Source organism: Capnocytophaga leadbetteri, from assembly GCF_003054025.1.
Taxonomy (GTDB): domain Bacteria; phylum Bacteroidota; class Bacteroidia; order Flavobacteriales; family Flavobacteriaceae; genus Capnocytophaga; species Capnocytophaga leadbetteri.
This window is the reverse complement of record NZ_QBKG01000010.1, coordinates 1-21578: the sequence shown is the minus strand read 5'-3', so window position 1 is coordinate 21578 and position 21578 is coordinate 1. Positions and strand designations below refer to the sequence as shown.

The 21578-nt window shown below is 39.8% G+C and carries 19 protein-coding genes; 16 read left to right on the top strand and 3 right to left on the bottom strand.

The genetic code is table 11. From position 1 onward, the window contains the following. Positions 1 to 51 precede the first annotated feature (51 nt). From ettA to C8P65_RS08495, 9 genes are all read left to right on the top strand, one after another. Complete coding sequence (gene ettA, locus C8P65_RS08530) at positions 52 to 1743, top strand: energy-dependent translational throttle protein EttA (RefSeq protein WP_107782438.1); 1692 nt, start codon at positions 52 to 54, stop codon at positions 1741 to 1743. Positions 1744 to 1778: 35 nt separating this feature from the next. Beyond that, positions 1779 to 1946: a hypothetical protein gene (locus C8P65_RS12090; protein WP_170069094.1), complete on the top strand. Its 168-nt coding sequence runs from the start codon at positions 1779 to 1781 to the stop codon at positions 1944 to 1946. Between the two features lies 1 nt (position 1947). Then, positions 1948 to 2589 carry a ribonuclease H1 domain-containing protein gene (locus C8P65_RS08525; RefSeq protein WP_107782437.1) on the top strand — a complete coding sequence of 214 codons (642 nt, stop codon included), beginning with the start codon at positions 1948 to 1950 and terminating at the stop codon, positions 2587 to 2589. A gap of 2 nt (positions 2590 to 2591) precedes the next feature. Further along, the gene (locus tag C8P65_RS08520; RefSeq protein ID WP_107782436.1) at positions 2592 to 3488 is read left to right on the top strand and encodes a NifU family protein; all 897 of its coding nucleotides are present in this window, start codon (positions 2592 to 2594) and stop codon (positions 3486 to 3488) included. A 60-nt stretch (positions 3489 to 3548) separates the two neighbouring features. Beyond that, positions 3549 to 4913, top strand: a complete 1365-nt coding sequence (hemN, locus tag C8P65_RS08515; RefSeq protein WP_107782435.1) for an oxygen-independent coproporphyrinogen III oxidase — start codon at positions 3549 to 3551, stop codon at positions 4911 to 4913. A 160-nt stretch (positions 4914 to 5073) separates the two neighbouring features. After that, positions 5074 to 5451 carry a large conductance mechanosensitive channel protein MscL gene (gene mscL, locus C8P65_RS08510; protein WP_107782434.1) on the top strand — a complete coding sequence of 126 codons (378 nt, stop codon included), beginning with the start codon at positions 5074 to 5076 and terminating at the stop codon, positions 5449 to 5451. Positions 5452 to 5604: 153 nt separating this feature from the next. Then, positions 5605 to 6138 (top strand): DUF4199 domain-containing protein, encoded by a 534-nt coding sequence (locus tag C8P65_RS08505; RefSeq protein ID WP_107782433.1) that lies wholly within the window; start codon positions 5605 to 5607, stop codon positions 6136 to 6138. 123 nt (positions 6139 to 6261) lie between these two features. Then, complete coding sequence (locus C8P65_RS08500; protein WP_107782432.1) at positions 6262 to 7392, top strand: heparan-alpha-glucosaminide N-acetyltransferase domain-containing protein; 1131 nt, start codon at positions 6262 to 6264, stop codon at positions 7390 to 7392. A gap of 1 nt (position 7393) precedes the next feature. Further along, positions 7394 to 9310, top strand: a complete 1917-nt coding sequence (locus tag C8P65_RS08495; RefSeq protein WP_107782431.1) for a S9 family peptidase — start codon at positions 7394 to 7396, stop codon at positions 9308 to 9310. 68 nt (positions 9311 to 9378) lie between these two features. Here the strand turns inward: C8P65_RS08495 and prfA are convergent, their stop codons facing one another. Beyond that, positions 9379 to 10452 carry a peptide chain release factor 1 gene (prfA, locus tag C8P65_RS08490; protein ID WP_009389156.1) on the bottom strand — a complete coding sequence of 358 codons (1074 nt, stop codon included), beginning with the start codon at positions 10450 to 10452 and terminating at the stop codon, positions 9379 to 9381. Between the two features lie 150 nt (positions 10453 to 10602). On the opposite strand from prfA, the gene cdd reads away from it, so the two are divergent. The 7 genes from cdd (at position 10603) to murC (ending at position 17285) form a co-directional block, all read left to right on the top strand. Further along, entirely contained in the window at positions 10603 to 11085 is a 483-nt protein-coding gene (gene cdd, locus C8P65_RS08485) for a cytidine deaminase (RefSeq protein WP_107782430.1), read from the top strand. Between the two features lie 143 nt (positions 11086 to 11228). Beyond that, a complete protein-coding gene (locus C8P65_RS08480; RefSeq protein ID WP_107782429.1) occupies positions 11229 to 11834 on the top strand; it encodes a hypothetical protein in 606 nt (201 codons plus the stop codon). Between the two features lie 162 nt (positions 11835 to 11996). After that, positions 11997 to 12710, top strand: a complete 714-nt coding sequence (locus tag C8P65_RS08475; RefSeq protein ID WP_107782428.1) for a copper homeostasis protein CutC — start codon at positions 11997 to 11999, stop codon at positions 12708 to 12710. 40 nt (positions 12711 to 12750) lie between these two features. Next, positions 12751 to 13998, top strand: coding sequence for a metallophosphoesterase (locus tag C8P65_RS08470; protein ID WP_107782427.1), 1248 nt, complete (start codon positions 12751 to 12753; stop codon positions 13996 to 13998). Between the two features lie 6 nt (positions 13999 to 14004). Next, entirely contained in the window at positions 14005 to 15081 is a 1077-nt protein-coding gene (gene murG / locus C8P65_RS08465; protein ID WP_107782426.1) for an undecaprenyldiphospho-muramoylpentapeptide beta-N-acetylglucosaminyltransferase, read from the top strand. Positions 15082 to 15093: 12 nt separating this feature from the next. Then, positions 15094 to 15939: a hypothetical protein gene (locus tag C8P65_RS08460; protein ID WP_107782425.1), complete on the top strand. Its 846-nt coding sequence runs from the start codon at positions 15094 to 15096 to the stop codon at positions 15937 to 15939. Further along, on the top strand, positions 15936 to 17285 hold the full coding sequence (gene murC / locus C8P65_RS08455) for a UDP-N-acetylmuramate--L-alanine ligase (RefSeq protein WP_107782424.1): 1350 nt from the start codon (positions 15936 to 15938) through the stop codon (positions 17283 to 17285). Before C8P65_RS08460 ends, murC begins: the two co-directional genes overlap by 4 nt. Positions 17286 to 17372: 87 nt before the next feature. Here murC and C8P65_RS08450 read toward each other — a convergent pair whose 3' ends face one another. Both C8P65_RS08450 and C8P65_RS08445 read right to left on the bottom strand, forming a co-directional pair. Next, complete coding sequence (locus C8P65_RS08450; RefSeq protein ID WP_107782423.1) at positions 17373 to 19355, bottom strand: OmpA family protein; 1983 nt, start codon at positions 19353 to 19355, stop codon at positions 17373 to 17375. 114 nt (positions 19356 to 19469) lie between these two features. Continuing rightward, a complete protein-coding gene (locus C8P65_RS08445; RefSeq protein WP_107782422.1) occupies positions 19470 to 21416 on the bottom strand; it encodes an OmpA family protein in 1947 nt (648 codons plus the stop codon). Positions 21417 to 21578: the final 162 nt, after the last annotated feature.

Genomic DNA, 21578 nt, shown 5'->3' with positions numbered 1-21578 from the left:
GCCTTTCATTAATTGCCTACTCAAAAATCTACCCATTGACAAATTAACATTATGGCAGACGATAAAAAGATTATTTTCTCGATGAATAAGGTGAGCAAAACCTATTCATCTACTAATAAGCAAGTGCTTAAAGACATTTACCTGAGCTTCTTCTACGGGGCTAAGATTGGTATTTTGGGGCTTAACGGCTCTGGTAAGTCCTCTTTGCTAAAGATTATAGCTGGTATTGACAAGAACTACCAAGGCGAAGTGGTTTTTGCCCCTAACTACACGGTAGGATATTTGGAACAAGAACCGCATTTAGACGATAATAAGACTGTAATAGAAGTAGTGCGCGAAGGCGTAGCCGAAACCGTAAAACTACTCGATGAGTTTAACCATATTAACGACCTTTTCGGCTTGGAAGAAAACTATTCTGACCCCGATAAGATGCAAAAGCTGATGGATAAGCAAGCTGAGCTACAGGATAAGATTGATGCCCTAAATGCTTGGGAACTCGATAACCAGCTGGAAGTAGCTATGGAAGCCCTACGCACGCCCGAACCCGATACCCCTATTAAAGTGCTTTCGGGAGGGGAACGCCGCCGTGTAGCCTTGTGTCGCCTGCTCTTACAACAACCCGATGTACTCCTTTTAGACGAGCCTACGAACCACCTCGATGCCGAATCGGTATTGTGGTTAGAGCAGCACCTACAGCAGTACGCCGGTACGGTAATAGCTGTAACCCACGACCGTTATTTCTTGGACAATGTAGCAGGCTGGATATTAGAGCTTGACCGCGGTGAGGGTATCCCTTGGAAGGGTAACTACTCTTCTTGGCTCGACCAAAAAGCCAAACGCCTTGCCCAAGAACAGAAAACCGAAAGCAAACGCCAAAAGGTGTTAGAGCGTGAGCTGGAATGGGTACGCCAAGGGGCTAAAGGGCGACAAGCCAAACAAAAAGCGCGTTTGCAAAACTACGACCGTCTGCTGAATGAAGACCAAAAGCAATTAGAAGAAAAGCTTGAAATATACATTCCCAATGGCCCTCGCTTGGGTACTAATGTGATAGAGGCGCGCCACGTAGCAAAAGCCTTTGGCGATAAGCTGCTGTACGACGACCTTAACTTTGTACTGCCACAGGCAGGTATTGTGGGGGTGATAGGGCCTAATGGGGCAGGTAAATCTACCATTTTCCGTATGATTATGGGTGAAGAGCAGCCCGATAGTGGCGAATTTTTAGTAGGCGAAACCGTAAAGATTGCTTACGTAGACCAAACCCATAAACAGATAGACCCTGAAAAGTCTATTTGGGAGAACTTCTCGGGCGGACAAGACCTGATAATGATGGGCGGCAGGCAGGTGAACTCACGCGCTTACCTAAGTCGTTTTAACTTTGGCGGCAGTGAGCAGAACAAGAAAGTAGCAACCCTTTCGGGGGGCGAACGCAACCGCTTGCACCTTGCTATGACCCTAAAAGAAGAAGGCAACGTATTGCTGTTGGACGAGCCTACCAATGATTTGGACGTGAATACCCTCCGCGCCTTAGAAGAAGGCTTGGAAAACTTCGCTGGCTGTGCGGTAGTAATTTCGCACGACCGCTGGTTCTTAGACCGTATTTGTACGCACATCTTAGCCTTTGAAGGCGACTCACAAGTGTATTTCTTTGAAGGCAGCTTCTCAGAATACGAAGAGAACAAGAAAAAACGCCTTGGCAAAGAAGTAACCCCTACACGGATTAAGTATAAGAAATTAGTGAGGTAGTCGTTAGTCGTTTCCTTAGTTGTTAGTTGTAAGAGATGAAATCAGATATTGACACAAAAAAAGAATCACCCCTTATAGGTTATCAAACAAATGCTGAGCCTCATAAAAAAGGAAGTACCTTATTAGATAATACCCCAAATACTTTTGTTGGCATTATTATAGCGATTGTAATTATAACACTTTTAGTTTTTATATTCCTATAAAATGTCGAAAAAGAAGTATTATGTAGTGTGGGAAGGACACAAAACGGGTATCTTTAGTTCGTGGGACAAGTGCAAAAAAGCCGTTGAGGGCTATCCTTATGCTAAGTTCAAGAGTTTTGAGAGTCAGGCAATGGCTGAAAAAGCCTTTGGTGAGAGCTTTGAGCTATACAAGGGTAAAAACACCTCTGCTCCTCCTACTCTATCGCCCTTAGAGCGGCAACGCATTGGCAACCCGATACTGCCTTCAATAGCTGTTGATGCGGCTTGCAGTGGCAACCCTGGGGTAATGGAATACCGAGGGGTTGATACCCAGACCCAAGCCGAGATATTTAGGTTGCAGCCTATGAAAGACGGCACCAATAACATAGGCGAGTTTTTGGCTATCGTACACGCTTTAGCTTTCTTAAAGCAACGCAACCTTAGTCTGCCTATCTATTCCGACAGCAAAATAGCGATGAATTGGGTGCGCCAAAAGGTATGCAAAACCAAAGTACCCCATACCCCCCATAATGAAAAAATATTTGAGTTGATAGCCCGTGCCGAGAGGTGGCTACACCAAAACACTTACCCTAACCCTATCCTAAAATGGGAAACCCAAGCGTGGGGCGAAAATCCTGCCGATTTTGGGCGTAAAGACACATAAGAATGACAGCTATAACCCTAACAGTACAGCCCACCGCTAACCCCGACATCATAAAACTCGAAGCCAACAGACCTTTAGTAAAAGGCAGCTATGAATATAAAAATATTGATGAAGCTAAAAACGCTCCATTAGCCAAAGAGCTTTTTTATTTGCCTTTTGTCAAAACGGTTTATATATCAAGCAACTTCATCGCCCTAAAGCGTTTTCCTATCATCGAGTGGAAAGATGTACAAGAAGAGGTTGCCCAGCAGATAGCAGTCTATCTACAGTCAGGACGACCCTTAGTTAATAATGATAGTGGGCGCACCCCTGTAGAAATCAGCCTTTACACCGAAACTACTCCTAACCCTGCTGTGATGAAGTTTGTAGCTAACAAACGTTTAGTACCCACCATTATAGAGTACAAATCGGCTACTGAGGCAGCTGAAGCCCCTTTGGCACAAGCTCTTTTTCAGGCTTTCCCTTTTGTAACTGAAGTCTTTTTTGACAACGACTATATATCGGTTACCAAAACCGACACTGCCGACTGGGAAGAGGAAAGCCCGCGACTGAGAACTTTCATCAAAGACTATCTGGTAGCAGAGAGCCCTGTAATTAACACTACTGAAGTGAAGAAGTGGCAAGCAGCAGCACAAGCTCATTTGTTGTCAAAGGTAACAACTGACCCCATATCGCAGCAGATAGTAGCTATCATAGAAGAGCACGTAAAACCTGCTGTAGCCTCAGACGGAGGCAATATACAGTTTATATCATACGAGCCTAACAATCATCACGTAGAAGTGCTCTTGCAAGGTGCGTGCAGCGGCTGTCCGTCTTCTACACAAACGCTCAAAAAAGGGATAGAAGCAATACTGAAAAACAAGTTAGGCAATCCTGATATAAATGTAGAAGCAATCTAACTACCAAAAGTTTCGTATTTAAGTTTTTTTTATTACCTTTGCAGCGATTTTTATAAAGAAATGGCAATATCACTCATTCAGAAATACAATGTAGCAGGGCCTCGGTACACAAGTTATCCTACCGTACCTTATTGGGAAAATGATAGTTTTTCTACTGAAAAATGGTTAGATAGTTTAGTAACCTCATATAATGAAAGTAATGCGAATGAGGGGATTAGCTTATATATACATTTGCCTTTTTGTGAGAGTTTATGTACGTTCTGTGGTTGCCATAAGCGCATCACCAAGCGACACGAAGTAGAAGCTCCTTATATAGACGCTGTGCTAAAAGAATGGCAATTATATACTGATGTTTTAGTTGCACGTCCGCTGATAAAAGAAATACACTTAGGTGGTGGTACTCCTACTTTCTTCAAGCCTTCAGAACTAAGACGACTGATAGAAGGTATTTTTGAAAGAGCTGACATAGCAGAACAGCACGAATTTAGCTTCGAAGGGCACCCTAACAACACCTCTAAAGCGCATTTGCAATTGCTGTATGATTTAGGATTTAGGCGAGTAAGCTACGGCGTACAAGACTATTCTGAAAAAGTACAAAAAGCCATACACCGCCTACAACCTTTTGAGAATGTGAAGCGCGTAACCGATCAGGCACGCGAGATAGGGTATACCTCTGTAAGTCACGATTTAGTATTTGGGCTACCTTTTCAGACCTTAGACGATGTACTCTATACTATCGACAAGAGCAACTCCCTACGCCCTGACCGTATTGCTTTCTATAGCTATGCCCACGTACCCTGGATAAAAGGTAATGGGCAACGAGGTTTTAAAGATGAAGATGTACCAACCGGAGAAGTAAAGCGCCAGTTGTACGAAGAGGGTAAAGAGCGATTACTACAAGTAGGCTATACCGAAATAGGTATGGATCACTTTGCTCTACCTACTGACAGTATGTATCGCGCCTTTGAGCAGCACCAGCTACACCGCAACTTTATGGGCTATACCGCTTCTAAAACCCAAGTGATGATAGGCTTAGGTATGTCGGCTATCAGCGATAGTTGGTATGGTTTTGCACAAAACGAAAAGGACTTAGAAGCCTATTACGAGCGACTTGAAAAAAATGAAATACCGGTGTGCAAAGGGCATATCTTAAACCCTGAAGATTTAATCATCAGAAGGCATATACTCAACCTAATGTGCCAATTCACTACTTCGTGGGCACAACCCGAACTACAGTTTGCTGAAATAGACCAAGTGCTACAGCAACTCATCGAGATGGAAAAAGACGGACTACTGCACATAAGCAAAAAGCAGATAGATGTAACCGATGAAGGAAAGAAATTTATTAGAAACATTTGTATGGCATTTGACCTACGACTACAGCAAAAAATGCCAGAAACCAAAATATTCAGTATGACGGTATAAACCCCTAAAGTACTGAAAATAAGTATAGTGATTGAGTTTTTTAGTTAGTGATTGAAAAGGGACAGTTGTGAAATTCGTCCCTTTTCTCTTTGTTATTCAAAAAAAAAGTAGTATCTTTGCCCCTGAATTTTAAACAAGTAAACTAAAAATTAAAATCATTATGGGATTTTTAAAAGAATTTAAAGAGTTTGCCGTAAAGGGCAACGTAGTTGATTTAGCAATAGGTGTAATTATCGGTGCTGCTTTTGGTGCTATCGTATCATCATTAGTAAGCGATGTTATTACTCCTCTATTATTAACTCCAGCTTTAAAAGCTGCTAATGTTGATAAATTGGATGCCCTAATCTGGAATGGGGTAGCTTATGGTAAATTCCTTGCTGCTGTTATCAACTTCTTATTTGTAGCTTTTGTACTTTTTATGCTTGTAAAAGGTATCAACAAACTAAAGAAGAAACAAGAAGAAGCGCCAGCAGCACCAGCAGGTCCTACTCAAGAAGAGTTATTGGCTGAAATCAGAGATTTATTAAAAAATAAATAAGAAATAACGTGTGACCGCTACACAACACATTTCAATATCATTTTAACTTAAACCACGCCTTATAAAAAGAGGCGTGGTATTTTTTTGCTCATTTACTTGCTATTTAAAAAACGTTTTGTATTTTTGTGCCATTAACAAATAAATAATTCACTTATGGAGACAAAAGCAGATTTTAAAAACATTGTCCTTAAAAATGGACTTTTATTAGGAGGTATAGGTATCGCCTATCAAGTACTACTATATGCTACAGGGCTACTGTATTCAGGTAGCACTGGTATGAGTGTGCTTACTACGGTAATAAGTATAGCCATCTCAGTATGGTTTATAGCTGCTGCTATTCAGCAGTATAAGAACGAAAATGGAGGCTTCTTAACAGTAGGCGAAGCTATCAAAGTTGGGGCTGTAGTAGGCTTAATAGCTGGAGTAATTTTAGCTTTCTATCAAGTACTTTACACTACCGTAATAGACCCTGACTATTACCAAAGAACTATAGATCTTGTCGAACAAAAAATGAGTGCTATGGGCTTATCTGAAGAACAATTAAAGATATTCACAGATGAAATGGCTAAACACAAACCTTCACTCTTAAAGACTTTCCTTTCACCTCTTATTTCAGGGGGTATAGGTGGGCTTGTATTGGGGGCTATTATAGGAGCTATAAAGAAAAAAACAAGCCCTGCTCTTTAAAAAATTGACTCAAAAAATATCACTTTGCCAGAGTATCAGTACTTTGGCAAAGTTTTTTTATATAATAATTGGTCTATTATGAATAGTTTTGTACTTTTGCCGCGTGAATGATCATATTGATTTATGGAAAACGTAAAAAAATTCAGACTTGACTTTATAGATGTAATTCGTGCTTTTGCTATCTGTATGATGCTACAAGGGCACTTTGTAGGGGGGCTTTTAGCCGATCGTTATCGCGATGATAATAATTTTATCTACTGGCTTTGGCACTATTGCACCGGTATCACTGCCCCTGTTTTCTTCACCGTTTCGGGCTTTATCTTCACTTTCTTATTAGTAAAAGAGAGCGATGCTACCAAAATAGGCTGGCAAAATCCGCGTGTGAAGAAAGGTATCAGGCGCGGCTTGATGCTCATCGGTATAGCCTACTTCTTGCGTATGAGCTTCCAAAGTGTAGATGTATTGCACTGCATAGGGCTTTCGCTCTTGCTGCTCATCACCACTTACTTGTTATCGTATAACCGCAAGGCGTGGGTAATGCCTACCATACTGCTCAGCACTACCCTATTGGCTTTTACTTTCGAGCCTTTCTACAAAAGCCTCACTTTTGATTTTTTACCTTTACCTATTGCTAACTATTTCACCAGAGCACACGGCAGCTTCTTTCCTATCTTTCCGTGGTTTGGCTATGTAGCTTTTGGGGGTTTTATGGGCTATCTATTTCAGCGTTATAAAGCGCACCCTCATTTGTACCGTAACGCTATCCTGCTATTCTTAACAGTAGGGGCTTTCTTGTTGTGGGCTTCGCATTATATAGTAGAACAATTGTATTACATCAACCACGCTACTTTCTTTGCACGGCTAATGGAGGACTTTGCCTACCTACGCCTAGGCAATGTATTGTTAGTCTTTGGATTTTTTGCCCTTATGCGCAATGTGATAACCTCTAAACTCATCAAAACTATTGGGCAAAATACCCTTTCTATCTATGTGATACACTGCTTTGTACTCTACGGCAGTATTACTTCTCATGGGCTTTTACAGCACTTTGGTGGTAGTCTAAAACCTTACCAAGTGGTATTAGGAGCTCCTGCTTTTATAGCGGTATGTGTGTGGCTTTCTTTTATCTATAACCGTGTAAAACCTGTTATTAAATCAGGTATTGGCTTTGTATTAAAAGAAATCAGAGCATTTTTGGTAGAGAGTTATCAGTTTATTATGAAATTAGTATTTAGCCGTCAATACAATAAATAATATGAAAAAACATCTTATTACCTTAGCTACTATTATGACACTTAATGGCCTACAAGCGCAACAACCACTTACTCCCGAAAAGCTATGGCAACTACACCGCGTAAGTGCAGTAGGGCTCAGCCCCGATGCACAATACGTACTTCTAAGCGTGAGTACCCCTAATGTAGCAGAAAATACCTTTAGCAAAGAATACTACAAATTAGCTGTAAAAGGAGGCGTACCCATACCAATAAGTGAGGAGGAAGTAGAGCGTGCTACTGCCAAGTACAACCCTAACGAAAAAGAGAGTTTGGTAAAACTCATACATAAAGAAGTAAAAGTGGTCCCTGTATTAGGCAAAGACTTCTATGCTGACTTAGAAAAATCATCAGGGAGGCTATACAGTAGTTTAGACCATCGCCATTGGGATACGTGGAATGAGGGCAAATACAACCACGTGTTTATAGAAGATGCCGAAGGCAACCAAAGAGATTTAATGGAGGGACAGCCATTCTATTGTCCGCAAGTGCCTTTTGGAGGGGACGAAGACTATATATGGAGTCCTGATGGACAGAAAGTACTGTTTGTAACCAAAGCTAAAGCAGGCACAGAGTATGTGCTCAGTACTAATACCGACATATACGAGTATGACCTCAAAACAATGAAAACCCAAAACTTAACTGAGGGAATGATGGGGTACGACACCAACCCACAGTATAGTAAAGAAGGTGTACTAGCGTGGCTAAGTATGGCACACGATGGGAATGAATCTGACAAGAATGACTTGTATATATTAAAAGATGACAAGCGCATCAATCTTACTGCACAATGGGATAACACGGTATTCAGCTACCGCTGGAGCAATGACGGCAAACACATTTACCTAATAGTTCCTACTCAGGGCACCGAACAGCTGTTCGTAATAGATGTTTATGGCAAAGATACTACCCCTAAGCAACTTACTAAAGGGGTATATGATGTGGGTAGTATAGTAGGACAAAGTGGTAACCTATTAGTGATAATGCGCAATGATATGAACCACGCTAGCGAAGTGTATACCATCAATCTGAAAGAGAAGAAAAAAGGGTTTCTATCCCTCACACAGCTCTCGCACTTCAATGACGAAGCCTACCGACAAATAGCACAATGTCCTATAAAAGAACGTATTATTAAGACTACTGATGGCAAGGATATGCACGCTTGGGTGATTTACCCTCCTGATTTCGACCCTAATAAGAAATACCCTACCCTACTCTACTGCCAAGGGGGGCCACAATCAATTGTAAGCCAGTTTTATAGTTTCCGTTGGAACTTCCAACTAATGGCATCGCAAGGCTATATAGTAATTGCTCCTAACAGACGTGGCTTGCCAGGGTTTGGCGTAGAATGGAATGCCCAAATCAGTGGGGATTGGGGCGGACAACCTATGCGCGATTACTTATCAGCTATTGATGATATGGCTAAAGAACCTTATGTAGATAAAGACCGTTTAGGGGCTGTAGGGGCTAGTTATGGTGGTTATTCTATCTACTATTTAGCCGGTATTCATCAAAAACGATTTAAGAGCTTTATCGCCCATTGTGGGGTATTTAACTTGCAAAGTATGTATGGTACTACCGAAGAGCTTTTCTTTAACAACCACGAAATAGGTGGCCCTTATTGGGAAAAAGAGAATGCCGTAGCGCAAAAATCGTATAAGGAGTTTAATCCTATCGAGAAGATAAATAATTGGGATACTCCTATTCTTATCATTCACGGTGGCAAGGACTACCGCGTACCAGAAGAGCAAGGTTTTCAAGCCTTTACAGCTGCGCAATTGCGAGGTATCAAAAGTGAGTTTTTATACTTCCCTGATGAAAACCATTGGGTATTGCAACCACAAAACGGACTATTATGGCAGCGCACTTTCTTCAAATGGCTAAAAGAAACCCTTAAATAGTAAATATAAAACAATAAAAAAAGCTGGTTTGATACCAGCTTTTTTTATTTACTATTTGTATTTTATCATTAAAAAACATCTCCTTCTTTTAGTTTCTCAGCATTTTCAGCAAGTTGGAGTTCATCAATAAGACGCTGTACATCACCATTGATAACGTTTTGCAAATCGTAGAGGGTGAGCCCAATACGGTGGTCGGTAACACGCCCCTGTGGATAGTTGTAAGTACGTATCTTTGCCGAACGGTCACCACTTGATACCATAGACTTACGGCGTGCTGAGTCAGCCTCCATTTTCTTAGCAAGCTCCATTTCATAAAGGCGAGAGCGTAATACTTTTAAGGCTTTATCGAGGTTTTTATGCTGTGACTTTTCGTCTTGGCAACGCACCTCTATACCCGTAGGGATGTGTTGCAATTGTATAGCTGAGTAGGTAGTATTAACTGACTGTCCACCAGGTCCGGTAGAAGTAGTACGAATAATCTTTACATCAGCCATATCAAGCTCTACATCAAACTCTTCTGCCTCGGGAAGCACAATAACAGTAGCTGCTGAAGTGTGTACACGCCCTTGTGTTTCGGTCTGTGGCACGCGTTGCACACGGTGTACCCCTGCTTCAAACTTCAAAGTACCATATACATTATCGCCAGTAACCTCAAAAATAATCTCTTTATAGCCTCCTGCTGTACCTTCGTTGAAATCCATTACTGAGGTACTCCAGCCCTTGCTTTGGCAGTATTTTGTGTACATACGATAAAGGTCACCAGCAAAGATAGAAGCCTCATCACCCCCTGTACCTGCCCGTATTTCCATCACGGCATTTTTAGCGTCTTCAGGGTCTTTAGGGATAAGCATATATTTGATTTCCTCTTCGAGCTGTGGTAGGCGTTCTTTGCTTTCTTCGAGTTGCAGCTTAGCCATTTCTACCATTTCGGGGTCAGAACCATCGGCTATAATTTCTTCTGCTTCGCTCAAATTCCCCGTTACGGTGATGTATTCTTCACGCTTATCCATCAGCTCTTTAAGGTCTTTATACTCTTTGTTAAGCTGGATATAGCGTTTTTGGTCGGCGATGATATCAGGCTGAATAATCAGGTCTGAAATCTCATCAAATCGCTGTTTAACAATGTTTAATTTATCTAGCATATAGTTTATTTTCTGTTATTTAGGGTGCAAAGATAGTAAATTAATGGCAAATGACAAATGATAAATGACAAATACCTCTATAATTGTTAATTATTAATTGCTAATTGTTAATTATTTAACTATCTTTGCCGTCTAAAAAAAATCTTTTTTATGAAAACAGAAAAGCAATTACAAATCAGATACACTATATTTGAAAGCCTCGCTGACCTACCTGCTGAGGCACAAACTCTTATGGCTGAAGCAGTAGCAGCGCGTCATAACGCCTACGCTCCTTATTCGAAATTCAAAGTGGGAGCTGCTGTATTAGTAGGTAATGGTAAGATTTTTATCGGTTCAAACCAAGAAAATGCGGCTTTCCCCTCAGGTCTGTGCGCTGAGAGAGTGGCTATTTATCAGGCATCGACCCAATGCCCTGATGAGGTTATAAAGATGATTGCTATTTCGGGTAGTGCTGAAGACCCTACAGGGCAACCCGTTTCGCCTTGTGGTGCCTGTCGTCAGTCGCTTTCGGAGTATGAAACTAAACAGCAACAGCCTATTCCTGTTTATTTTATGGGGGCTAAAGGGTCTATCATTCGCACTGAGTCTATCAAGGATTTGCTACCTTTTTTATTTGACGGAAGCCTGTTGTAGAGACGAGAGAAGAGTGCTAATTCTTCGGTGATCCTTCGCTTATCCTTCGCTCATCCTCCGGTGGTTGTTCGGACGGATATGACAGGTGAGACGGGTGGGATAAAAGTTATTAAAAGAGTTTTACATCACTAATACTAATAATTATGTTTTTTTCAAAATTATTCAACAAAATAGAATTAACACCTGAAATGAAGTTAATGGCAGAAAGTTTGATTGATAATAAATGGTTTAGAAATTGTGGAAAAGTTAATAATTTCAATATACCCTTTAATTATCAATTTTCTTCAGGAATAGATGAAGTAGAAAAGCAGTTATCTTATCGGAATGATATAAAAGGTTTTGTAACTCTGGAAAATCTATTTATAGAAGTTGGATTCAGAGGACAGATTTTTTTATCTCTACACAACAAAAAAGAACATAATTCTTGGAATAGAGTAACCGATTTAATAGTAAAAAACTATATTAAAAATAAAAAATTTGATTTTTCTAAAATTGAATCTCTTTATTTTGGTTCTGTTTATAATATAAATACCAATCTATTTCTAAAAGAAGTTTTTATTACAACTTTAAGAGAAGTCTATTTCCAATCAAAAATTGAGAATTATCCCTTCTTTTTCACAAAAATTATTGATATCTATTTGAAAGGGAATATCATAACAGGATGGGGAGGAAAATTTAGCAATCATAATCAACAAATAAAAGAAATTTCTCCTATCTCAGCAGAAGAAGGTTTTCTTACTATTTGGTAATGCATCATTATTAGAAGTGTTTATTCGGACGAGTGGTACGAGTAGGAACAGATACACATCAAAGGCTCGGAACAAATTAGGCTTCTGTAATTGGCTATAGGTATTCTTTTTTCTTTGTTGGTTACTAATTATTTTGTAATTTTGCCAAAAATTAGAACAAAGATGATTTATGAAATATGTGCTAGCTCATTTGAGTCGGCAAGAAATGCACAGATAGCGGGAGCTACCCGTATAGAATTATGTAGCGAATTGGGCGTAGGGGGCATTACCCCCAGTTATGGGCTCATAAAAAAAGTAATGGACGAATTGAGTATAGGCAATTGTGTACTGATACGTCCGCGCAGTGGTGATTTTACCTATACTGAAGAGGAATTCGACGTAATGTTGCGTGATATTGTTCTCTGCAGGGAATTGGGTTGCCAAGGAGTAGTAACAGGTGTATTGCGCCGCGATAATACCATCGACGAGGCGCGTACCGCTCAGCTAATGGAAGCTGCTGGTACTATGGAATTTATTTACCACCGCGCTTTCGACTGTGCTCCAGACCCCATAGCTGCTATCCATACCCTGAAACGTTTAGGGGTGCATCGTATTTTAACTTCCGGTGGTAAAAAATCGGCTATAGAGGGGCTCGACCTACTAAAAGAATTAAACCGCATAGGAGGCGGACAACCTACTATTATGCCTGGTGGCGGTATCAATGCGAAAAGCATAGAACAGATAAAAGCAGCTGGTTTTACTGACGTACATTTTTCGGGTACGGTTTTTGAGGAACTGGGTACTACCCTACCTTTCTCATTTAAAACTGAGAGCTTTTTAGATGAAAGCAAAAGACCTATTTCTAACATTGAGGTTATAAGGGGGATAATTGGCTAATTAACCAATTCATCTATTTTACTAATTTTCAATTGATTATATGATTTTTGCTATACTTTTCAGTATCCTTACTTTTTATTTTTTACTGAGTTTCTACGCAAGTAGGAGTTTGAAGACACTTAAAGCTGCGCGATGGGTACATTGGCTGTTCTGGGGAGTGGCTATAGCGGTAGTACTATACTTACTTTACCAATGGTTTGGAAGAGGCAAAACAGTATGGAGCGCTCGACAACAGTACGCTGTGGCAGGACTTCTTACGTGGCTTATCATCTGCCTTTTTGTCAGTTTGCCGCTGTTGATAGAAGACCTTAGTCGCTTAGTGCGCGCTCTTTCTATCAAAAGAAGAGCAAATGCCCCACGTATTCCCTCACGACGCAAGTTCGTCAGCACCTTAGGATGGGGATTGGCGGCTATACCTTTCGCTTCGATACTCTACAGCATTTTCAAAGGAAAATATAACTACAAAGTGTGGAAGTATACGCTTTATTTCCCTAATCTACCTAAAGCGTTTGACGGCTATCGCATCACTCAAATATCTGATATTCACTGTGGTAGTTTTGACAATTACGACAAAATACGTTACGGAGTGGAACTTATCAACGCTCAGAAGAGCGATGTAATACTATTTACTGGCGATTTGGTAAATAACTTAGCTGAAGAGGTACGCGATTGGAAGCAACTATTTGCTACCCTACACGCCCCTGATGGGGTATTCTCGATTATGGGTAACCACGATTATGGTGATTATTCATCTTGGGAAAGTGTAGAAGCCAAACAGCAAAACATAGCAGAACTACACCGGCTACAGAAGGAAATGGGCTGGGATTTATTGCTAAACAATAACCGTTATTTGGAGCGCAATGGTGACAAGATTGCCCTTATAGGGGTAGAGAATTGGGGGCACGGGCGTTTTTCTAAATATGGTGACTTAAACAAAGCGATGGAAGGAGTAAGCGATGCTCATTTCAAGATACTTATGAGTCACGACCCCACCCACTGGCAAGAGAAAGTACTACCAGAGCAGAAGTCGATAGACCTAACCTTAAGCGGGCATACGCACGGAATGCAGTGCGGCATAGAGATACCTCAGTGGCGCTGGAGTCCTTCGCAATATATCTACAAATATTGGGGAGGTATGTATAAAGAAGGGGCACGATATTTGAATGTAAATAGAGGTTTTGGATACCACGCTTTCCCTGGTAGATTAGGTGTATGGCCTGAGATTACGGTGATAGAGCTGAAATGTGGAAGTCAGGCGTTAGAAGTTGATAAACAACAAAATAGCTAAGAAATAATGAAAAGATTTATCATATCAGGAGGAGGAACAGGAGGGCATATATTCCCTGCCATAGCCATTGCTGACGAGCTAAAAAGACGGCTACCCGATGCTGAAATCCTTTTCGTAGGGGCAAAAGACCGTATGGAAATGCAGAAAGTGCCTCAAGCAGGTTACCCCATTGAGGGCTTGTGGATTTCTGGTTTGCAGCGCAAACTCAGCTGGCAGAACCTACTTTTCCCCTTAAAATTTATCAGCAGCTTGCTAAAATCAAGGAGCATCATCAAACGTTTTAAGCCCGATGCTGTGATAGGCACTGGAGGTTTCGCTAGTGGTGCTGTAGTGAAAGTAGCAGGACAGATGGGCATTCCTACTTTTATACAAGAGCAAAATTCGTATGCTGGCATCACTAATAAGATGCTCGCTAAAAACGCTCACAAGATATGTGTAGCTTACGATGCTATGGAGCAATTTTTCCCGAAGGAGAAAATAGTAAAAACAGGAAATCCTATACGCGATGGCTTGCTAAACATAGGGGAGTATCGCTCTGAAGGGCTCTCTTATTTTCACTTAGACAGTGAGCGAAAAACTTTATTAGTGCTTGGAGGTAGCTTAGGTGCTCGCCGTATCAATCAGCTTATAGAGCAGCAATTGCCTCTTTTTGAGCAATTAGGGGTGCAGGTGTTATGGCAGTGTGGAAAGTTATATTACGAAGAATACAAAAAATACAATAGTGAACAAGTACGCGTATTGGCATTTATTGACCGAATGGAATTAGCGTACGCAGCAGCTGATGTGATTATCTCGCGCGCAGGAGCTAGTTCAGTGAGTGAGCTATGCATAGTGGGCAAGCCTGTGATTTTTATCCCCTCGCCTAACGTAGCCGAAGACCACCAGACCAAAAACGCACGTGCGATAGCCGACAAACAAGCAGCTATACTATTGCGTGAAAGTGAACTAAATGAGCAGTTTGCTAACACTTTTAGCAAGCTAATAGCCAATGAAGCACAACAAGAAGCCTTATCGGCACATATAAAAGCCTTGGCACAGCCCAACGCTACTAAAGATATAGTAAACCTCATACTCAACGATTAAAATCTGAATAGAATGACTAAGAAATTAATTTTTATAAGCATAATATGGTGGGCAGTTGCAGCAATAGGACAAACTACGCTGAAGCCTTCGGTTTTTATCGACACAAAAAGTGATGCTTTCAAGAAAGGTATTGTAGAGATTAAGGAATACACTAATTATGAAGTGTATGAGCAACTACAGCGACTGATGAAAAAGGGTAATGCTGGTGCTATCAACAGCGATATGATACGCCAAGCCTACATTACACGCAAGGTAAGTTTGGCAAAAGGGAGCTACATCATTGATAATGATGAACAACGATTTGAGTTTGAAATAGGTAACGGAGGAATACTGATAGGCGAAGGGAAGTTTCTCAACAAGAAACGCAACATAGCCTCTACTTATATTTTTGACAGCGGAAAGTTATCAGAAATACACCTATTCAACTCGGAAGGACGATTGCGAAAGAAAAATATCTTTAAAGGAAATATGATAGAGGGCTTGGTGTATGACCACGCAGGGAACATCGCACAAAAGATAGAGATATACACCAATCTAAAAGAGGGCGCAGACCAAATAGTGACTACTTATCACAAAAACGGCAACCCGAGTAAGGAGGTAAATAGCATCAAAAACATCACTAAGGAGTACTACCAAAATGGTAAGCTAAAAATAGAGATTATCGATAGTAAAGCCACTACTAAGTACGACCCTGAAGGCAAGCTGACTGAAAAGTGGTATATAACAGAAAGAGGTAACTGCCGTGAGTTATATGACAAAGGCGTTATCACCCAAAAGACCTGCGAAGACCGCAGTATAAAAGAAACAACAGTATCATATTACAAAGACGGAAAATTAGTAGAAACCAAAAAGTTATGAATTTAGCACCCATACAAAACGTTTATTTCATAGGTATAGGCGGCATAGGTATGTCAGCCCTTGCACGTTATTTTAATGCTAATGGCAAAGCTGTATGCGGTTACGACCGTACGCCTACTGAAATTACAGAAATGCTTGAAAAAGAAGGAATAGCAGTACACTTTACTGATAATGTTGCCGCTATTCCAGCCTCATTTAAAGACAAAGCTACTACTTTGGTAGTTTATACCCCTGCTATACCTAAAGACCATTCAGAACTGCTGTATTTTCAGCAAAATGGTTATGAGATAGTAAAACGCTCTGAAGTGTTAGGCTTTATCACGCAAAACAGTTTCTGTTTAGCGGTAGCAGGCACGCACGGAAAGACGACTACTTCAAGCATTCTCGCCCATATATTAGTAGAAAGTGGCGCTTCGGTAAGTGCTTTCTTAGGAGGCATAGCAGAAAACTTCAATAGCAACTTAGTACTACACGGTAATGAATACACGGTAGCTGAAGCTGATGAGTTTGACCGTTCTTTCTTGCGTCTATCGCCTAATATAGCGTGTATCACTTCTATGGACGCTGACCACCTCGATATTTATGGTGATGAGCAACACCTGATAGAAGGATTTCACCAATTTGCAGCCAAAATAAAAGAAGGAGGTAGCCTAATAGTGCGCAATGGACTGGCTATAGCAGGCGAAACTTTTGGATTAGAAGATGATTCTGACTATTCTTTTCAGCATATTCGCATAGTAGATGGTGTTTACCACTTCGATTTTAAATACAAAGGAGGTGTCTACAAAGATTACACTTTCTTAAAACCCGGAAGACACAATTTATTAAATGCTTTAGCTGCTGTTTCGATGGCAGTAAAGGCTGGATTTGCCCCAGAAGCCTTACTTCCTCATTTGGCAACTTTCAAAGGAGTAAAAAGACGTTTTTCGTATATCATAAAAGAGAAAAATAGGGTGTTTATAGATGATTACGCTCATCACCCTTCAGAAATTAATGCGCTTTATCAGGCTGTGAGTGAAATGTATCCTGATACCCCTAAAACTATTATCTTTCAGCCTCACCTCTTCAGTCGCACGCGTGACTTTATGAATGATTTTGCTAAAAGCTTATCGCAGTTTGATGAGGTTATCCTATTGGATATTTATCCTGCCAGAGAATTGCCTATTGAAGGCATTACCTCTGAAGTTTTGCTAAGCAAAATCACTACCCCACAAAAGACATTAGTAAGCAAGAAAGAGCTAATCCCTTTACTAGAGACTATGCAGCCCTCTCTACTATTAGCTGTAGGTGCTGGCGATATAGGTGCTGAAGTAGCCCATATAAAAGAGGCTATGAGTAGAAAATAAAGAAGAGATAAATATACAAAAAAACAGTCTGAGTGATAACACTCAGACTGTTTTTTTGTATAACAATTTTAAAAATATAACTAATAACTAATAACTAATAATGATGAACTCACTACGACGGTTGGCTTGATGTTGCTCTTCGGTACAAGGTACCCCATTGCTACATTCGTTTACTAACTGGGTTTCGCCATACCCTTTACCAGTAATACGGTTTTTCTTGATACCGTGAGAGGTAATCCACTTGATAGTAGACTTAGCACGGCGTTGTGAAAGGGCTAGGTTGTACTTATCAGAACCCCTACTATCAGTATGCAAGCGTACATCTACCGTCATTGTAGGGTGCTCTTGCATCACTTTTACGATTTTAGCTAACTGCTCAGCTGCATCTTTGCGAATGTTAGCTTTATTATAATCGAAGTAGATGTTTTCGATATTCAATATTTTGGCTAAATCGTTGCCTACCACTATTTCTTTAGGTTTCTTCTCTTCTACTACAGGAATAGGCGTCAATAATACTTCAGCTGTTACATCTTTATTGCTATTAAGCGCTAAAAGCTGCTGATTGCTGTTGTATTTTTCTTTCTCTGATTTAATCAACAGTTGTAAGTCGCCACAATCAGCTGTGTAATTGAAGGTGAATGCACCTTCTGCGTCGGCTGTAGTTTCCTCTAAAAGAGTATTGTTAGTACTCCAAAGAGCTACCTTAGCATTAGGGATAATAGCTGATGTAGCAGCATCTTTAACTACCCCCTTAAGGTTGTATTGACAAGTAAAACGAAGAGGGGTATGCTCATAGAAGCTATAGATATCATCGCTGCCTCTACCCTCTGGACGATTAGAGGTAAGATAACCTATGTGTGTATGACTGTTGATAACATAACAAAAATCATCATCTCCACTATTACCAGGACGGCCTATATTGATAGGCTTAGTAATAGGATTGCCCTCTGCATCTAATTTGACAGCAAAAATGTCTAAGCCTCCTAAGCCAGGGAAGCCGTCAGAAGAGAAATAGAGTATATTATCATCAGATATAAAAGGAAAAGACTCACGACCAGGTGTGTTGATACGCTCGCCTAAGTTCTCTGGTTTACCATAACCGTCTTTTAATATTTTAGAGCGGTAGATATCAGAAGCACCAATAGTACCTTTCATATCAGAAGTGTAATAGATGTATTTGCCATCAGGACTAAGGGCTGGGTGCGCTACGCTGTGAATATTGCTATTGAAAGGCATTTCTTGCACATTTCCCCATTTGCCACTTTTATCTTTAGTAGCCTTAAAAATCTTAAGCAATACGGTTTGGTCACCATTAGTTTTTACCTCGTTATTGATGAAGTTATTACGTGTAAAATACATCGTATTACCATCTTTAGTAAAGGCAGCTGTCGATTCATTAAACTTGGTATTAATACCGTTTAGTTTTGCTTTTTTTGAGGCTTGAAGGCTATCGGTATTAGCTTCATAGAGCGTATAAAAGTTATCGCCTGTCCATTCTGAACGACGTTTTAGGAAGCCACTTTTAGTAGTAGCATATACAATATTATCGCCATAGAAAGCGGTACCATACTCTGATTTTTTGGTATTGAGTTTGAGCAAATTGAGCTCTATTCTACCTGAATTACGTTTTACTTCAGCCTGATAATCTCTGTTTTTGAGAAATAGTACAGCACGCACATCGTTTTTACCTGTAAGTGCTACAAACTGATCCATTACTTTGTCGGAAGCATCGTAATCACCTTTGCTTTTGAGAGTTTGAGCATAGCGGTAATAATATTCTGGATTGATATTTAAAGGCTTATTAGTTTTAGGATCCTTAGCTTTGAAGAGTTTATCATACCATTTATGGGCTTGCTGATAATCAGCATTATAATAGTAAGCATTACCAAGGTTTTCTAAGAGTTCTTGAGGTTCAACTCCTTTGCGGGCTATACTTTCATAAGCATTGATAGCCGCAACATAATCTAAGTTCTTATAATATTTAGCTGCTTTTTGCAAAGCTTCTTTTTCATTTTGAGCAAAAGAGAATTGTAATATTAATAAGAAAGTTATAAAAAAAAGTTTTTTCATAAGATATAAATAAGAAAAAATTAAGAATTTAGGAAATGAATACTATATTTAAAGATTTTGCCAAAGAGGTAACTATAAATATTACCTCTTTGACAAAGCTATTATGAGAGATTATTACATCGCAACAATGATAAACTCGCTGCGACGGTTTTCTTGATGTTCTTCTTCAGTACAAGGCACTCCGTTAGAGCATCCGTTTACGAGACGTGTCTCACCATAACCTTTAGCTTTCAAACGTTTTCTATCAATACCTTGTTTAACTATCCATTCGAGGGTAGCTTTAGCACGGCGGTCAGAAAGTTTAAGGTTATATGAGTCAGCACCACGGCTATCGGTATGAGAACGAATATCTATCTTCATTTTTGGATACTCGCGCATTACCTCTACGATTTTAGTAAGCTCTACCTCAGCATCTGGACGGATATTGGCTTTGTTATAATCAAACTTAATTTCTTTGATTTCAAATACTTTAGCTAAGTCCATACCTTTTTTGATAGCTACTTGTCTTGGGTTGAGCAATATCTCGTATACTACCTCATCTTTTCCTACAGTAACATTCACCTCTGCTGTTTCGTATTTTTCTTTTTCACCACGTAAGTAGTAGTGAGAATCATTGCAATTTACTTTTTCAAAAGTGAAAGTACCATCAGTTTTTGACAGGTCTGTACTTACTTCTTTCATCACTTTATCAGATAAAATTACTTTTGCATCGGCAATAATAGCTTTAGTTTTAGCATCTTTTACTATCCCTTTGATATTTTTCTGACAAGAGAACAATAAAGGTTTATCTTCGTGGAAGCTGTAAATATCATCTTTACCTTTCCCTCCAGGGCGATTTGAGGTTAAGAAACCTATTTTGCTATCGCTATTGAACACAAAGCAGAAGTCATCATCTGCACTGTTACCAGGCATACCAATATTTACAGGTTTGGAAGTAGAACCATCGGCATTAAACTTCACAGCGAAAATATCTAACCCTCCAAGACCAGGTATACCATCAGAAGAATAGTAAAGTACATTATCTTTAGAGATATAAGGGAAAGACTCGCGTCCTGCTGTGTTAATGATATTTCCTAAGTTTTCTGGTGTACCATATTGATTATCACCCAAAATTTCTACTCGGAAGATATCAGAATTACCAAATGAGCCTGGCATATCAGAAGCAAAGTACAAATACTTTTCATCTGGACTAAGGGCAGGGTGTGCTACATTGTACTGGTCGCTATTGAAAGGAACTTCAATGATATTACCCCAATTGCCACTTTTATCTTTTGTAGCACGCAATATTTTGAGCAAAATAGTATTTTCAACATCAGTACCAAGCCTTCTATTTACATAGTTATTACGTGTAAAATACACTGTATTACCATCCTTAGTAAAAACAGGTGTAGACTCATTGAACTGTGTATTGATAGCAGAAGAGAAAGGTTTTCTATTGCCTAACTTCTGTTGATGATGTTCTGCCTCGTAAAGGTCATAGAAACTCTCGCCTGTCCATTGAGATACACCATGTTTAGCTTTTCTGGCATCGGTAGCCCCCGCAAAAACTATCTTATCACCATAAAAAGCGGTACCATATTCAGAATTTTCGGTATTGATAGAGGTATTATTGAGCTGAAACCTACCTGAGTTGTTCTTAATAACCGTTTGATAATCTTTGTTTTCTTCGAAAAGAGCTGCACGAGTATCGTTAGCATTAGTAAGTTCAACAAACTTAGCCATCATTTTATCGGCTTGGGTATAGTCGCCAACAGACTTAAGTGTTTGTGCATAACGATAATAATACTCAGGTTTTACCTTGTATTTACCTTCTTGAAAAAGTTGTTCGTACCAAGGAAGCGCCTTCTTGTACTCGGCATTGTAATAATAGGCATTGCCTAAACTTTGGAGCATTTCCTGATTTACAAAGCCTTTTTGAGCTATTCTTTCATAAATTTTAATCGCATCAACATACGAAAAGTTTTTATACATTTCATTTGCCTTTTCTAACTCTTTTTCTGGCTGAGCAAAAAGCAATGAAGTAGAGCTTAATAAAGCTACACTAAAAGTTAATAATCTCATTCTTAACAATTAACAATTACTATTAAATAATTTACAGGTAAAATGATTAATGGTTAAAAATATTATTTTAGAAGAATCGAGGTGATACGATTTTCTTATAGGTTTTAACAAGCTCGTAGCGCAAGAATATCTCGTGTGAGCCTGAGTTATATTTTGATAATT

Excerpts from the sequence above, each read along its gene's own strand:
- cdd (WP_107782430.1), top strand. The coding sequence starts at position 10,603 with ATGAAAACAGAAAAGCAATTACAAATCAGATACACTATATTTGAAAGC.
- mscL (WP_107782434.1), top strand. The coding sequence starts at position 5,074 with ATGGGATTTTTAAAAGAATTTAAAGAGTTTGCCGTAAAGGGCAACGTA.
- ettA (WP_107782438.1), top strand. The coding sequence starts at position 52 with ATGGCAGACGATAAAAAGATTATTTTCTCGATGAATAAGGTGAGCAAA.
- C8P65_RS08520 (WP_107782436.1), top strand. The coding sequence starts at position 2,592 with ATGACAGCTATAACCCTAACAGTACAGCCCACCGCTAACCCCGACATC.
- prfA (WP_009389156.1), bottom strand. The coding sequence starts at position 10,452 with ATGCTAGATAAATTAAACATTGTTAAACAGCGATTTGATGAGATTTCA.
- C8P65_RS08450 (WP_107782423.1), bottom strand. The coding sequence starts at position 19,355 with ATGAAAAAACTTTTTTTTATAACTTTCTTATTAATATTACAATTCTCT.
- C8P65_RS08480 (WP_107782429.1), top strand. The coding sequence starts at position 11,229 with ATGTTTTTTTCAAAATTATTCAACAAAATAGAATTAACACCTGAAATG.
- C8P65_RS08470 (WP_107782427.1), top strand. The coding sequence starts at position 12,751 with ATGATTTTTGCTATACTTTTCAGTATCCTTACTTTTTATTTTTTACTG.
- C8P65_RS08505 (WP_107782433.1), top strand. The coding sequence starts at position 5,605 with ATGGAGACAAAAGCAGATTTTAAAAACATTGTCCTTAAAAATGGACTT.
- C8P65_RS08475 (WP_107782428.1), top strand. The coding sequence starts at position 11,997 with ATGATTTATGAAATATGTGCTAGCTCATTTGAGTCGGCAAGAAATGCA.
- C8P65_RS08445 (WP_107782422.1), bottom strand. The coding sequence starts at position 21,416 with ATGAGATTATTAACTTTTAGTGTAGCTTTATTAAGCTCTACTTCATTG.
- C8P65_RS08495 (WP_107782431.1), top strand. The coding sequence starts at position 7,394 with ATGAAAAAACATCTTATTACCTTAGCTACTATTATGACACTTAATGGC.
- C8P65_RS12090 (WP_170069094.1), top strand. The coding sequence starts at position 1,779 with ATGAAATCAGATATTGACACAAAAAAAGAATCACCCCTTATAGGTTAT.
- hemN (WP_107782435.1), top strand. The coding sequence starts at position 3,549 with ATGGCAATATCACTCATTCAGAAATACAATGTAGCAGGGCCTCGGTAC.
- murG (WP_107782426.1), top strand. The coding sequence starts at position 14,005 with ATGAAAAGATTTATCATATCAGGAGGAGGAACAGGAGGGCATATATTC.
- murC (WP_107782424.1), top strand. The coding sequence starts at position 15,936 with ATGAATTTAGCACCCATACAAAACGTTTATTTCATAGGTATAGGCGGC.
- C8P65_RS08525 (WP_107782437.1), top strand. The coding sequence starts at position 1,948 with ATGTCGAAAAAGAAGTATTATGTAGTGTGGGAAGGACACAAAACGGGT.
- C8P65_RS08460 (WP_107782425.1), top strand. The coding sequence starts at position 15,094 with ATGACTAAGAAATTAATTTTTATAAGCATAATATGGTGGGCAGTTGCA.
- C8P65_RS08500 (WP_107782432.1), top strand. The coding sequence starts at position 6,262 with ATGGAAAACGTAAAAAAATTCAGACTTGACTTTATAGATGTAATTCGT.